Annotated in this window: 9 protein-coding genes; 5 read left to right on the top strand and 4 right to left on the bottom strand. The window is 73.9% G+C overall.

Annotated features, from left to right (window positions below; translation table 11 throughout):
* Positions 1 to 38: 38 nt before the first annotated feature.
* Both ACZ4U4_RS27285 and ACZ4U4_RS27280 read left to right on the top strand, forming a co-directional pair.
* A complete protein-coding gene (locus ACZ4U4_RS27285; RefSeq protein WP_467879456.1) occupies positions 39 to 3,719 on the top strand; it encodes an AAA family ATPase in 3,681 nt (1,226 codons plus the stop codon).
* A gap of 207 nt (positions 3,720 to 3,926) precedes the next feature.
* Positions 3,927 to 5,345, top strand: a complete 1,419-nt coding sequence (locus ACZ4U4_RS27280) for a sugar porter family MFS transporter (protein ID WP_467879454.1) — start codon at positions 3,927 to 3,929, stop codon at positions 5,343 to 5,345.
* Positions 5,346 to 5,541: 196 nt separating this feature from the next.
* Here the strand turns inward: ACZ4U4_RS27280 and ACZ4U4_RS27275 are convergent, their stop codons facing one another.
* A complete protein-coding gene (locus ACZ4U4_RS27275; RefSeq protein WP_467879451.1) occupies positions 5,542 to 6,564 on the bottom strand; it encodes a helix-turn-helix domain-containing protein in 1,023 nt (340 codons plus the stop codon).
* Between the two features lie 71 nt (positions 6,565 to 6,635).
* Here ACZ4U4_RS27275 and ACZ4U4_RS27270 point away from each other — a divergent pair, with 71 nt between their 5' ends.
* On the top strand, positions 6,636 to 7,049 hold the full coding sequence (locus ACZ4U4_RS27270; RefSeq protein WP_467879449.1) for a cupin domain-containing protein: 414 nt from the start codon (positions 6,636 to 6,638) through the stop codon (positions 7,047 to 7,049).
* A gap of 117 nt (positions 7,050 to 7,166) precedes the next feature.
* On the opposite strand, the gene ACZ4U4_RS27265 is transcribed toward ACZ4U4_RS27270, so the two are convergent.
* The gene (locus ACZ4U4_RS27265; protein ID WP_467879447.1) at positions 7,167 to 8,153 is read right to left on the bottom strand and encodes an LLM class flavin-dependent oxidoreductase; all 987 of its coding nucleotides are present in this window, start codon (positions 8,151 to 8,153) and stop codon (positions 7,167 to 7,169) included.
* Positions 8,154 to 8,420: 267 nt separating this feature from the next.
* Complete coding sequence (locus tag ACZ4U4_RS27260; protein ID WP_467879445.1) at positions 8,421 to 9,893, bottom strand: purine-cytosine permease family protein; 1,473 nt, start codon at positions 9,891 to 9,893, stop codon at positions 8,421 to 8,423.
* A gap of 379 nt (positions 9,894 to 10,272) precedes the next feature.
* On the opposite strand from ACZ4U4_RS27260, the gene ftsY reads away from it, so the two are divergent.
* Positions 10,273 to 11,508 carry a signal recognition particle-docking protein FtsY gene (gene ftsY / locus ACZ4U4_RS27255; RefSeq protein ID WP_467879443.1) on the top strand — a complete coding sequence of 412 codons (1,236 nt, stop codon included), beginning with the start codon at positions 10,273 to 10,275 and terminating at the stop codon, positions 11,506 to 11,508.
* Positions 11,509 to 11,592: 84 nt separating this feature from the next.
* Here the strand turns inward: ftsY and ACZ4U4_RS27250 are convergent, their stop codons facing one another.
* Positions 11,593 to 12,270, bottom strand: a complete 678-nt coding sequence (locus tag ACZ4U4_RS27250; RefSeq protein WP_467879440.1) for a bifunctional DNA primase/polymerase — start codon at positions 12,268 to 12,270, stop codon at positions 11,593 to 11,595.
* 500 nt (positions 12,271 to 12,770) lie between these two features.
* Here ACZ4U4_RS27250 and nsdA point away from each other — a divergent pair, with 500 nt between their 5' ends.
* Positions 12,771 to 14,240 carry a transcriptional repressor NsdA gene (nsdA, locus tag ACZ4U4_RS27245; RefSeq protein ID WP_467879538.1) on the top strand — a complete coding sequence of 490 codons (1,470 nt, stop codon included), beginning with the start codon at positions 12,771 to 12,773 and terminating at the stop codon, positions 14,238 to 14,240.
* The last annotated feature ends 70 nt before the right edge of the window (positions 14,241 to 14,310 follow it).

The raw sequence follows: 14,310 nt of genomic DNA, 5'->3' as shown, positions 1-14,310 counted from the left end.
TCCGGGGCGCCCGGAATCGGCCGGTAAAGTCGCACGGCGTGCACCTCAAGAGTCTGACCCTGCGAGGCTTCAAGTCCTTCGCCTCCGCCACGACGCTCCGCTTCGAACCGGGTATCACCTGCGTCGTCGGGCCCAACGGATCCGGCAAGTCCAACGTCGTGGACGCGCTGTCCTGGGTGATGGGTGAGCAGGGGGCCAAATCGCTGCGCGGCGGCAAGATGGAGGACGTCATCTTCGCCGGGACGACCGGGCGGCCCCCGCTCGGCCGGGCCGAGGTGTCGCTGACCATCGACAACTCCGACGGCGCACTGCCCATCGAGTACGCCGAGGTCACCCTCACCCGGACGATGTTCCGCAACGGCGGCAGCGAGTACCAGATCAACGGCGACACCTGCCGGCTGCTCGACATACAGGAACTCCTCAGCGACTCCGGCATCGGCCGGGAGATGCACGTCATCGTCGGGCAGGGGCAGCTCGACGGGGTGCTGCACGCCGACCCGATGGGGCGCCGGGCCTTCATCGAGGAGGCCGCCGGGGTGCTCAAGCACCGCAAGCGCAAGGAGAAGGCGGTCCGCAAGCTGGACGCGATGCAGGCGAACCTCGCCCGCGTCCAGGACCTCACCGACGAGCTGCGCCGCCAGCTCAAACCGCTCGGGCGGCAGGCGGCGGTCGCCCGGCGCGCCGCCGTCATCCAGGCCGATCTGCGCGACGCCCGGCTGCGGCTGCTCGCCGACGATCTCGTCACGCTGCGCCGTGCGCTGCACGCCGAGATCGCCGACGAGGCGGCGCTCAAACAGCGCAAGGAGGCCGCCGAGCACCGGCTGCGCGAGGCCCGGCAGCAGGAGGCGGAGCTGGAGGAGCGGCTGCGGACGCTGACGCCGCGGGTCCAGCGGGCCCAGCAGAACTGGTACGAGCTGTCGCGCTTCGCCGAGCGGGTGCGCGGCACCGTCTCGCTCGCCGAGGCGCGGGTCCGCAGCGCCCGGCAGGCACCGCCGGACGAGCGGCGCGGTCGCGACCCGGAGGACATGGAGCGCGAGGCCGCCCGCATCCGGGAGCAGGAGGCGGAGCTGACCGCCGCGGTGGAGGCGGCGACCCGGGCGCTGGAGGACACCGTCGAGCACCGCGCCGCGCTGGAGCGGGAGTTGGCCGACGAGGAGCGGCGGCTGCGCGATGTGGCGCGCGCCCTCGCCGACCGGCGCGAGGGCCTGGCGCGGCTCAGCGGGCAGGTCAGCGCCGCCCGCGGCCGGGCCGCTTCCGCCCAGGCCGAGATCGGCCGCCTCGCCGCCTCCCGCGACGGTGCCCGGCAGCGTGCGCAGGAGGCCCAGGAGGAGTACGAGCGGCGTGCGGCGGAGGCCGGCGCGCTGGACGCGACGCGCGCCGAGGACGCCGAACGGGACGAGGCCGCCCGGCAGGAACTCGCCGCCGCGGAAAGCGCGCTGGAGTCCGTACGCGAGGCGCTGACCGTCGCGGAGCGCAGGCGCGCCGCGACCTCGGCGCGGCACGACGCGCTCGCCTCGGGGCTGCGGCGCAAGGACGGCAGCGGGGCGCTCCTGGCCGCGTCCGAGGAGCTGACCGGTCTGCTCGGACCGGCCGCGGAGCTGCTCACCGTCGCGCCCGGCCACGAGGTGGCCGTCGCCGCCGCGCTCGGTGTCGCCGCCGACGCGCTGGCGGTCAGCGGCCCGGCGGCCGCCGCCGACGCCATCCGGCTGCTGCGCAAGCAGGACGCGGGCCGCGCGGCGATGCTGCTGGCCGCGCCGGGGGAGACGGTGCCCGCGACGGCCGGTCCCGCCGTGCCCGCGCCCGGGGCGCCCGGCGGTGCCGCGGCGCCGTCCGGCGTACGGGTGCCGGCGCCCGCGCGGGAGGCCGGTACGGAGCCGGACGCGGCGGGCGCCCCGCTGCTGCCCGGCCCCCGGGAACACGGGCTGCGGGCAGCCGAACTCGTCGACGGGCCGCCGGAGTTGACCGCCGCCGTGCGACGGCTGCTGCGGGACGTGGTGGTCGTCGCGACGCTGGAGGACGCCGAGGAGCTGATCGCGGCGCGGCCCGAGCTGACGGCGGTCACCGGTGAGGGTGACGTACTCGGCGGGCACTTCGCGCACGGCGGGTCGGCCGGGGCGCCGAGTCTGCTGGAGGTCCAGGCCGCCGTCGACGAGGCGGCCGCCGAACTCGCCGCACTGGACGACCGCTGCACGGCGCTCGCCGAGGAGCGGCACGGGGCCGCCGAACGGCGCACCGCCGCCGCCGCGCACGTCGCCGAGCTGGATGCCCGCCGGCGCACCGCGGAGCGCGAGCAGTCGCAGGTCGCCGGGGACCTCGGGCGGCTCGCCGGGCAGGCGCGGGCCGCCGCGGGGGAGGCCGAACGGGCCGCCGCCGCGACGGCGAAGGCCGAGGAGGCCCTGGCCCGTGCCACCGAGGAGGCCGAGGAGCTGGCCGAGCGGCTGGCGGTCGCCGAGGAGGAACCGGCCGAGGAGGAGCCGGACACCTCGGTACGCGACCGGTTGGCCGCCGACGGCGCCAACGCCCGCCAGACCGAGATGGAGGCCCGGCTCCAGACCCGTACCCACGAGGAGCGGGTCAAGGCGCTCGCCGGACGGGCCGACGCGCTGGACCGGGGGGCGCGGGCGGAGCGCGAGGCGCGGGCGCGCGCGGAGCGGCGGCGCGCCCGGCTGCGCCACGAGGCGGCGGTCGCCACCGCGGTCGTCTCGGGCGCTCAGCAGCTGCTGGCGCACGTCGAGGTCTCGCTCGTCCGGGCCGAGGAGGAGCGGGCGGTGGCACAGCGGGCCACCGCCGGGAGCGAGGAGGCGCTGGCCGCCGCGCGCGAGCAGGGCCGCGCGCTCGCGTCGGAGCTGGACAAGCTGACCGACTCGGTGCACCGGGGCGAGGTCCTGGGCGCGGAGAAGCGGCTGCGGATCGAGCAGCTGGAGACGCGTGCCCTGGAGGAGCTGGGCGTGGAGCCGGCCGCGCTGGTCGCGGAGTACGGGCCGGAGCAGCCCGTACCGCCGTCGCCGCCCGCGGAGGGTGAGCGGCTGCCGGAGGATCCGGAGGATCCGCGGAACCGGCCGGTGGCGTACGTCCGCGCCGAGCAGGAGAAGCGGCTCAAGGCGGCCGAGCGGGCGTATCAGCAGCTCGGGAAGGTGAACCCGCTGGCCCTGGAGGAGTTCGCCGCACTGGAGGAACGGCACCAGTTCCTGAGCGAGCAGCTTGAAGACTTGAAGAAGACCCGGGCCGATCTGCTCCAGGTGGTCAAGGACGTCGACAAGCGCGTGGAGCAGGTCTTCACCGAGGCGTTCCACGACACGGCGCGGGAGTTCGAGGGCGTCTTCGGGCGGCTCTTCCCGGGCGGCGAGGGCCGGCTGGTGCTGACCGACCCGGACCACATGCTGACCACCGGGGTGGACGTGGAGGCCCGGCCGCCGGGCAAGAAGGTCAAGCGGCTCTCGCTGCTGTCCGGCGGCGAACGGTCGCTGACCGCGGTGGCCCTGCTGGTCTCGATCTTCAAGGCGCGCCCCAGCCCGTTCTACGTGATGGACGAGGTCGAGGCGGCGCTGGACGACACCAATCTCCAGCGGCTCATCGGGATCATGGAGGAGCTGCAGGAGAGCAGCCAGCTGATCGTGATCACGCACCAGAAGCGCACGATGGAGGTCGCCGACGCGCTCTACGGCGTCTCGATGCAGGGCGACGGCGTCTCGAAGGTCATCAGCCAGCGGCTGCGCTGAGCCCTCTCGGTCTGTTCATCACTTGAACTCACATCATCCAACGGGGCGGCCACACATTTTCATCTCGTGCTATTGACTTAGAAACTTGAACGAATAGTCTCTGCAACGTCGCTTTTACCTTCACGTGGTGGCTGCCCTCGACGTATGCGCCACTGGAAGTGCCAGCCCCCTACGCCCGGCAGCGCAGCCGGGCCACTGGAGTACACGTTGACCAGCACCGCGCAGCCGGCGGTACCGGAAGGCCGTAAGGCCCAGCCGGACCATCTCGGCCATGTCATCTTCATCACCGCGGCTGCCGCGATGGGCGGCTTCCTCTTCGGCTACGACAGTTCCGTCATCAACGGCGCCGTCGAGGCGATCCGCAGCCGGTACGACGTGGGCTCCGCCGTGCTGGCGCAGGTCATCGCCGTCGCGTTGATCGGCTGCGCGATCGGCGCCGCCACCGCGGGCCGGATCGCCGACCGGATCGGCCGCATCCGCGTGATGCAGATCTCCGCGGCGCTCTTCACCGTGAGCGCCATCGGCTCCGCGCTGCCGTTCGCCCTCTGGGACCTCGCCATGTGGCGGGTGTTCGGCGGTATCGCGATCGGTATGGCGTCGGTCATCGGCCCGGCGTACATCGCCGAGGTCTCGCCGCCCGCGTACCGGGGGCGGCTCGGCTCGTTCCAGCAGGCCGCGATCGTCGTCGGCATCGCCATCTCCCAGCTCGTCAACTGGGGCATCCTCAACCTCGCCGACGGCAACCAGCGCGGCAGGCTCGCCGGGTTCGAGGCGTGGCAGTGGATGCTCGGTGTGATGGTGATCCCGGCGCTCCTGTACGGCCTGCTGTCGTTCGTCATCCCGGAGTCGCCGCGCTTCCTGATCTCCGTCGGCAAGATCACCAAGGCGAAGCAGGTGCTCTCCGACGTCGAGGGGCAGGCGGTCGATCTCGACACGCGGGTCGAGGAGATCCAGGAGGCGATGCGCCGGGAGCACAAGTCGACGTTCAAGGATCTGCTGGGCGGCCGGGGCGGCTTCCTGCCGATCGTGTGGGTCGGCATCGGGCTGTCGGTCTTCCAGCAGCTGGTCGGCATCAACGTCGCGTTCTACTACTCGTCGACGCTGTGGCAGTCCGTGGGCATCAACCCCGAGAGCTCGTTCTTCTACAGCTTCACCACGTCGATCATCAACATCATCGGCACCGTCATCGCGATGATCTTCGTGGACCGGATCGGCCGCCGCCCGCTGGCCCTCATCGGCTCCGGCGGTATGGCCGTGGCGCTCGCCCTGGAGGCGTGGGCCTTCTCCGCCAAGACCGCGGCCGGGACGCTGCCGGCGACGCAGGGCACCGTGGCCCTCATCGCGGCCCACTGCTTCGTCCTCTTCTTCGCCCTCTCCTGGGGCGTGGTGGTCTGGGTCTTCCTCGGCGAGATGTTCCCCAACCGCATCCGCGCCGCGGCGCTCGGCGTCGCCGCCTCCGCCCAGTGGATCGCCAACTGGGCCATCACGGCGAGCTTCCCGAGCCTGTCCGACTGGAACCTCTCCGGTACGTACGTGATCTACATGATCTTCGCCCTGCTCTCGATCCCCTTCGTGCTGAAGTTCGTGAAGGAGACCAAGGGCAAGGCGTTGGAGGAGATGGGCTGACCCACCCCGCCGCCCCGTCCCCTCGGAAGTCGACACCGCCCCGGCTCATACGGAGAGCCGGGGCGGTGCCGTGTGCGGGAGTACGGCGGTGGGGCGGGCATGGGGCGGCGGGCGGCTGCCGCCCCATGCGACGGTGAGACCTCCTGCGTGCCCGCCCCGTGGGCTCGCCCCGTGCCCGCCCCGTGCGCCGACGTGGTCAGGCGCCGTCGTGCTCCGCGGGCGTGGGGGAGCGATGGCGGAAGGTGCTGCGGTAGGCGGCGGGCGTGGTGCCGAGCGCGTGGTGGAACCGCCGCCGCAGATTGGCCGCGGACGACAGGCCGACGCGGACGGCCACCGCCTCGACCGGCAGATCGGTCTCCTCCAGCAGCGTCCGCGCCGCGGAGATCCGCCGGGCCAGCAGCCACTGCCCGGGGCTGACGCCCACCTGATCGGTGAAGCGGCGCGCCAGCGTCCGCGGCGAGACCCGCAGCTGCGCCGCCATCTCCGCCACCGACACCCGCGTCCCCAGCCGGCCGGAGACCCAGTCCAGCAGCGGGGCCACCGACGGCTCCGCCCGGCGGGGCACCGCGTCCCCGGTGAACTGCGTCTGGCCGCCCTCGCGGTGCGGCGGCACCCCCATGTCCCGGCCGACGCGCGCCGCGTACCCGGCGCCGTGGTCGGCGCGGACCAGATGCAGACAGAGGTCGATCGCGGCCGCCGCCCCGGCGCTCGTCGCCACGTCGCCGTGGTCGATGTACAGCACCGTGGCGTCCATCCGCACGCGCGGGAAGCGGGCCGCGAAATGCGCCGCGCGCCGCCAGTGGGTGGTCGCCCGCCGCCCGTCGAGCAGCCCCGCGGCGGCCAGGGCGTACGCGCCCGAGCAGAGCCCCACGATGCGGGCGCCGCGGGCGTGGGCCGCGCGCAGCGCCCCGCGTATCTCCTCGGGCAGCGGCGCCTCGGGCACCCAGCCGGGGACGACGACGGTGCCGGCCCCGTCCAGCGCGGACAGCCCCGCCGTGGCGTGCAGCGGATACCCGGCCGTCGTCGCCACGGGGCCGGGCCGCAGCGCGCAGATCCGGAAGTCGTAGTACGGGGGGAAGCCGGGCCGCCGGGTGCCGAAGACCTCTGCGGCGCAGCCCAGTTCGAACGTCGGCTGCGGTGCGTGCACCAGTGCCACGACCTGATGAAGTGCCCCGTCCCCGCCCGGTGGTGCGGCGGTCCGGGACGAAGGTTCGATCATGGCAGGAAAGTACCCGGTGAGGTCGCTTCCGGTACTGGGAACGTCGCCCACCGGCCCGACAAGCTGTCCGCATGAACGTGAACACACAGGTCGACGACGGACCGGACACGGCGCCCGTGGGCATAGCCGCCGGAGCGGTGGCGGGGGCGCACCCCGGGGGCGTGGGCGGCACACCTGGCTATCTCGTCAGCACCGTGGCCGATGCCGAGGCCAAGGAAGTCACCACCGGTATCACCGCCCGGCCGCTGTGGGCCGGGGAGAACGGCGCGAAGGCGATGGTCGTGGAGTTCGCCCCCGGCAGCTGCTGGGACGGGATCGACGTCCACGAGCCCGGCCCCGAGGAGGTCTACGTGGTCTCCGGAACCTTCCACGACGGCGACCGCGCCCATCCCGCGGGGACCTTCATCCACGCCCCCGCCGGATCCTGGCACGTACCGCAGTCCGCGGAGGGCTGCACGCTGTTCGTCTTCTACCCGGAGGGCTGACGGGCGGGGTACGGGGCGGGGCGCACGGGGCGGCGGCATGGGGCGGCCCGCCCCATGCCGGGCGCCGCACGGTGCCGGGCCGCCCCGCCCCGTACGGCCCCCGCCCCGTACGTCCTCTCACCCCAGCCCCGGCAGGACCTCGTCCGTGAACAGGTGGAGGGAGCGCCAGCCCTCGTCGACCGGCATACCGCCGCACAGCGGGTGGAGGATCAGCGAGCCCGGCGCGTCCGGCCCCTGGGCCAGCCGCAGGCACTCCTGCGGGGTGACGATGCGGTAGACGCCCTCCGCGCGCAGCTCGGCCACGTCGCGGGCGACGGAGCGCACCGCCGAGCGGGCGCCCTCGGGCTGCCAGGAGGCGTAGGCCCGGGCCTCGTAGAGCAGATGCGGCCCGTACCGCTCCCAGGCCCGCTCCGGGTCCTCGGAGAGGTGCAGCAGATAGGTGCGGGCATCGGGCTGCTGCACCCAGCCCTCGGTGCCGTACGCGGCGCACCGTTCGTGGTAGTACGCCACCAGCTCGGGCAGATGGGCGGAGGGGAACAGCGGCAGCCCCAGCCGGGCGGCGCGCCGGGCCGCGGCGCGCGAACCGCCGCCGATCAGCAGCGGTGGATGCGGCCGGGTGTACGGGCGCGGCGTCACGTGCACGGTGCGGCCCCGGTAGCGGAACGGCTCGCCGCGCCAGGCGGTGAGCATCGTCTCCAGCACCTCGTCCTGGAGGGCGCCGCGCCCCGCCCAGTCCCTGCCGAACGCGGCGTACTCCGGGGGCCGGTAGCCGAGCCCGGCGACGGTGATCAGCCGGCCACCGCCGAGCAGGTCGAGCACGGCGAGGTCCTCGGCCAGCCGGATCGGATCGTGCAACGGCGTGAGCAGCGCGGAGAGCGTGACCGCGATCCGGCGGGTGGCGCCGAGCAGCGCCCCGGCGAAGACCAGCGGGGCGGGCATCCAGCCGTCGCCGGTGGTGTGGTGCTCCTCGGTCTGCACGGTGGTCATGCCCCGCGCGTCGGCATGGGCGGCCATCTCCAGCGCCGCGCGGTAGCGGGCGGCGCCGGAGGCGGCGGAGGGATCGGGATCGACGAGGTTCAGGCGCAGAACGGTGACGGGCGGCATGGCGGCGTCCCCTTCGCCGGGTGGTGGGCGAAGGGGACGGTAGCTGACGGGGCGTCAGAATTCCAGGGCGGTGGCGGTCCGGTGCACGGGCCGCACGGGGCCGGGGAGGGGCGCCGTATCGGGGCCGGGTGCCGCCCGCATGGGGCGAGGCACGGGGCCGGGCGCGGGCCCGGCGCGAGGCCAGATCCGGGCCCGGCGCGGGGCCGTGCGTGGGCCGGTACGAGGCGCGGGCGCGGGGTCGAACGCCGACCCCGCGCCCCGCCTCCGTCAGCTCTCCCGGAGCGGCGTCCGGCCGTCGGCGGTCCGCTCGGCCGGGATCGGGACGTTTTCCTTCGGGCGGGGCAGCACCGCGGAGAGGACGGCGGCGAGGAGGATCGTGGCCGCCCAGCCCAGGCCGTTGCGGCCGATCCAGGTGGTGGCCAGCGGGCCGGTGAACCACTGCACCTTCGTGAAGCACAGCCCCGCCGCCAGCGCTACGGCCCAGGCGGTCATGGCCTGCCAGCAGAAGCCGCCCACGTACCAGTAGCGGCTGGTGCGTCCGATGGTCATCAGGCTGGCGGCGTCGTAGCGGACGGCCAGGGTGCGGCGCCGGGCCATGTCCACCGCGTAGACGCCGATCCAGGCGGAGAACGAGACCGCCAGCAGCGTCAGGAAGGTGATGAACTGCCCGATGAAGTCCTTGGCCACCAGCATCATGAACAACCCGCCGACCAGGCTGATGACGGCGTTGATGCTCACCGCCAGGGCGCGCGGCAGCTTGACGCCCATGGTCTGCGCGGTGAACCCGGCGGAGTACATCGACAGGCTGTTGATCAGCACCATCCCGACCAGCGCGGTGATCAGGTACGGCACCGCCAGCCAGGTCGGCAGGATGGTGCCGAGGAACGACATCGGGTCGGTGTTCCGCCCGGCCAGCTCCGGGTTGGAGACCGCCATCACGCCGCCCATCAGCACCATCGGCACCAGCACCAGCGCGGCGCCGGAGACCGTGGCGCCGACGATCCGGCGGCCCGATGCGGAGTGCGGGAGGTAGCGCGCGAAGTCCGGGCCGGTGGGCACCCAGCTGATGCCGCCCGCGGCGATGGTGCCGATGCCCGCGATCACCATCGCGGTGGTGCCCGCCTTCTTCGCGAAGATCGCCTGCCAGTCCATGGTGGCGATCAGATACACCAGCACCATCACGGTGAACGCGCCGAAGAGGTACGTGGAGTACCGGTTGCAGAGGTTGAGCGCCTTCCGCCCCATGCCGCTCACCAGATACGTACAGGCGACGAAGGCGAGCAGGGTGATGACGATCAGCAGGTTGTTGGCGCGGACGCCGAACAGCAGCCGCAACACCGTCAGCACCGCGTACGCGCCGGTGACGGCGTTGATCGTCTCCCAGCCGAAGCGGGCCACCCACAGGATCGCGCCCGGGAAGTAGTTGCCGCGGACGCCGAACGCCGCCCGGGAGAGCATCGCGCCCGGCGCGCCGCCCCACTTCCCGGACACCGACAACACCCCGACCATGCCGAACGCCACCGTCGCGGCGATGGCGGCGACCAGCAGGACCTGCCAGAAGTTCAGTCCGTTGTTGACCACCAGCGCGGCGCCCATGGTCAGCAGGAGCACGCTGATGTTGGCGGCTACCCAGGTGGGGAAGAGTTCACGGACGCGTCCGTGGCGTTCGCCGTCGGGTACGGGCTCGATGCCCCGGGTCTCGACGGCGCCCTCGGCTTCGGGGGTGGACGTGGTGCCCATGGTGCAGGTGTCTCCGTGCGCGGTTCTGGGGCGTCCCCCGGACGGCCGGGATACGCGAGGCAGCGGCTTTGGTGCCCGGCCAGGTTCGGTCGCCAGGACTCTACGCGCGTTGCGCAGCCGTCCACCATCGTACTTTGATCCAAGTTCGTGCCGTACGTCCTGTTGGACCCCTCCATGAAACCGCAGCTCCCCGCCGTCCGAGGAACCCTCCAATCGCATCCCGCCACCCCCCTGACCAGCGATTTCCGGCCAGCCTCGAAATATGGGACGCGCGCCCCGCGCACCGGGGCGCGGGGCGGGGGCGCGAGGGGCGCACGACGGTCACGGGATCGGCGCGTGCGGTCTCCGGGGACGGCAGGTGGCTGATACTGGGAGGGTTATGGAAATCGTCATCCTTGCTGTAGTCATCGCCGTGGTCGTGCTCGGCGCGATCAGCGGGCTCGTCGTCAGCGGCCGCAAGAAGAAGCAGCTGCCGCCGTCCCCGCCGGCCGCCCCCGTCACGCCCTCCGTCACCGCGCCGCCCGCAGAACCGCAGGTCGGTGAGGAAGCCGAGACCCCGAGCGACGAACCCCGTCGCACCATCGAAGACACCCCGCTGCCCGTCGCCGAGGCCCCCGAGGCCGAGGCGCCGGTCGCCGAGCCGGCGGCCCCGCCCGCCCCGGAGATCGAGGTCCCCGAGCCGACCGCCGGCCGCCTGGTGCGGCTGCGCGCCCGGCTCTCCCGGTCGCAGAACTCCCTCGGCAAGGGCCTGCTGACCCTCCTGTCCCGCGAACACCTCGACGAGGACACCTGGGAGGAGATCGAGGAGACCCTGCTCACCGCCGACGTCGGCGTCGCCCCCACCCAGGAACTGGTCGAGCGGCTGCGGGAGCGGGTCAAGGTCCTCGGCACCCGCACCCCCGAAGACCTGCGCACCCTGCTGCGCGAGGAACTGCTCGCCCTCATCGGCACCGACACCGACCGCTCCGTGCACACCGCCAACGGCATCGGCAACGGCGGCGACGAGATCCCCGGCGTCGTCATGGTCGTCGGCGTCAACGGCACCGGTAAGACCACCACCACCGGCAAGCTCGCCCGGGTGCTGGTCGCCGACGGCAAGTCCGTCGTCCTCGGCGCCGCCGACACCTTCCGCGCCGCCGCCGCCGACCAGCTCCAGACCTGGGGCGAGCGGGTCGGCGCCCGCACCGTACGCGGCCCCGAGGGCGGCGACCCCGCCTCCATCGCCTTCGACGCCGTCAAGGAGGGCATCGCCGAAGCCGCCGACGTCGTCCTCATCGACACCGCCGGCCGGCTGCACACCAAGACCGGCCTCATGGACGAGCTGGGCAAGGTCAAGCGGGTCGTCGAGAAGCACGGCCCGGTCGGCGAGGTGCTGCTCGTCCTCGACGCCACCACCGGCCAGAACGGCCTGGTGCAGGCGCGGGTCTTCGCCGAGGTCGTGGACATCACCGGCGTGGTCCTCACCAAGCTCGACGGCACCGCCAAGGGCGGCATCATCGTCGCCGTCCAGCGGGAACTGGGCGTCCCGGTCAAGCTCGTCGGCCTCGGCGAGGGCGCCGACGACCTCGCGCCGTTCGAGCCCGAGGCGTTCGTCGACGCGCTGATCGGCGACTGACCCCCGCCACCGGCGACAGGCGGCCCCCGGTACCCGCTCCCGTACGGAGCGCGGCGCCGGGGGCCGTCGCGTAGGAGGGGCGCGCTACCCGGCCGCCGCCCGGCGGTCCGAGCGGTGGCAGACGTACGCGAGCACCCCCAGCAGCAGCCGGGCCTGCGGCGGGCGGGCCGCCGTCTCCAGGGACGGCGGACGGAGCCAGCGCACGGGGCCGTCCGCGCCGAGGTCCGACGGGGGAGCGGTGAGGTGGTCGCCCCGCCCCAGGGGGCGCAGATCGAGCGCCGCGTCGTCCCAGCCCGTCCGGTAGAGCAGCCCCGGCAGCCCGGCGGCCGCCCCCGGCGCGACGAAGAACTGCGCGCGCCCCGTGGGCGTCAGCGCCACCGGGCCGAGCGGCACCCCCATCCGCTCCAGCCGCGCCAGCCCGCACCGGCCCGCCGCCTCCGGTACGTCGAGCACGTCGAACGACCGGCCCACCGGCAGCAGCACCGCCGCCCCCGGCGTCCGCGACCAGGCGGCCGTGACCGTCTCCAGCGAGGCGCCCGCCGCGATCTCCGCGCCGAAGGAGAGCGGGTGCGCGCCGGGCGCCGGGCAGGCGGACACCCCGCAGGAGCACTCCAGGTGCCCGCCGCCGGTCCGCGCCGCCCGGGCGCCGGGCACGACGTCCCAGCCCCACAACCCCGTGTACTCGGCCACCGTGGTGCTCTCGGGCGCGCGCACGCGGCGCCTGGCACCGATGTCCCGGATGCCGCCGATCGTGAAACCCATGCCCCCTCCAACGGGTGGTGTGTCGCTGTGGTTACGAGCCGTTCCGGGCCCCCGGAGCCGGTCGCGGTGCCCCGCCGCACGGGGCGCCGGAGCGCCGCCGTGACGCTCCGTCGACGGGGCGCGGACGCCCCGCGGCGCGCCCTCGGAGCGGGGGCGCGCCACGGGGCGTGTGCCGTGGTGCGCGCGCCGTCACGGGCATCGCTCCGCCGGGGCGCGCCCGACCTGTGTCAAGTCAATCGCGCGGAGCGGAGCGGCAGTTCATTCGAAGGGGTGGCGAATGGTGGCGTTTCTGTGCGCGGCCTCGCGAGGGGCGTGATCGTACGATTACTTTCGGTGCGCGAAGCCGGGGGGTGCCGTCCGGGGCGGCCCGCCGGCGGCCGGGCCGGCCGGAGCGGTGGCCGGAATGCGCGACCTGCCGGGGCCGGAGGGGCAGGATGCCTCAACAAGCCGGATCCTGCACCGGATTCGCGTCGGACGACACACGGTTGGGGGCGTTACCAGTGGGCGGCAACGGCGGCGGAACTGCCGAGAAGCGTCCCAACACGCAGTTGGGATCGTGGTTCGTGCGCAGCGGCTGGTCCAAGGGGGAGCTGGCCCGTCAGGTCAACCGCAGGGCCCGTCAGATGGGCGCGCACCACATCAGCACCGACACCTCCCGCGTCCGCCGCTGGCTCGACGGCGAACAGCCGCGCGAGCCCATCCCGCGCATCCTGTCCGAACTCTTCTCCGAACGCTTCGGCTGCGTCGTCGGCGTCGAGGAGCTGGGGCTGCGCGCCGCACACCGCTCCCCGTCCGTCTCCGGCGTCGACCTGCCCTGGGCCGGGCCCCAGACCACCGCCCTCCTCAGCGAGTTCTCCCGCAGCGACCTGATGCTGGCACGCCGCGGCTTCCTCGGCACCTCCCTCTCCCTCGCCGCCGGACCGTCCCTCATCGAGCCGATGCAGCGCTGGCTGGTGCCGGTCCCCCCGTCCCCGGGCGCCGTCCCGGAGCCCGAGCCCCTCCGCGACCGCGGCCGCCGCGTCCGCCTCTCCGGCCCCGAACTCGACCTGCTGGAGGCGACCACCGCCATGTTCCGGCAGTGGGACGCCCAGTGCGGCGGGGGGCTGCGCCGCAAGGCCGTCGTCGGCCAGCTCCACGAGGTCACCGAACTCCTCCAGGAGCCGCAGCCCGCCGACGTCGCCACCCGGCTCTTCAAGGTCGCCGCCGAACTCTCCCAGCTCGCGGGCTGGATGAGTTACGACATCGGCCTCCAGCCCACCGCCCAGAAGTACTTCGTCCTCGCGCTGCACGCCGCCAAGGAGGCCGGCGACCGCCCCCTGGGCGCGTACATCCTCTCCAGCATGAGCCGTCAGATGATCCACCTCGGCCGGCCCGACGACGCGCTGGAGCTGATCCACCTCGCGCAGTACGGCAGCCGCGACACGGCCACCGCCCGCACCCAGGCCATGCTGTACGCGGTGGAGGCCCGCGCCTACGCCGGGATGGGGCGCCCCAGCAAGGTCAAGCGCGCCGTCCGGATGGCCGAGGAGACCTTCGAGGACGCGCTGCCCCGTGAGCCCGAGCCCGACTGGATCCGCTTCTTCTCCGAGGCCGAGCTGAACGCCGAGAACGCCCACTCCTACCGCGACCTCGCCTACGTCGCCGGGCGCAGCCCCACCTACGCCGCCCTCGCCGCGCCGATCATGGAGCGCGCCGTCGAACTCTTCGCCAAGGACACCGAGCACCAGCGCTCGTACGCCCTCAACCTCATCGGGATGGCCACCGTCCATCTGCTCCAGCGCGAGCCGGAGCAGTGCGCGGCGCGGGCCGGGCAGGCCATACCGTTCGCCCAGCAGGTCCGCTCCGAGCGGGTCAACACCCGGCTGCGGAAGACCGTCGACACCGCCGCCCGCGACTTCGGCACCGTCGCCGAGGTGATCCACCTCGGCGAGGAGCTGGCCCGCCGCCTCCCCGAGGCTGAGGCCGTCTGACGACGCCGAGGCCGCACGACACCGGCCGCGGCGCCACCCCGTACCACCCGACTCGGCTTCCCCACGCCAG

It is taken from the genome of Streptomyces sp. NPDC029159 (assembly GCF_055564055.1).
The sequence above is the reverse complement of the archived record's forward strand: the minus strand, read 5'-3'. Positions and strand labels throughout refer to the sequence as shown.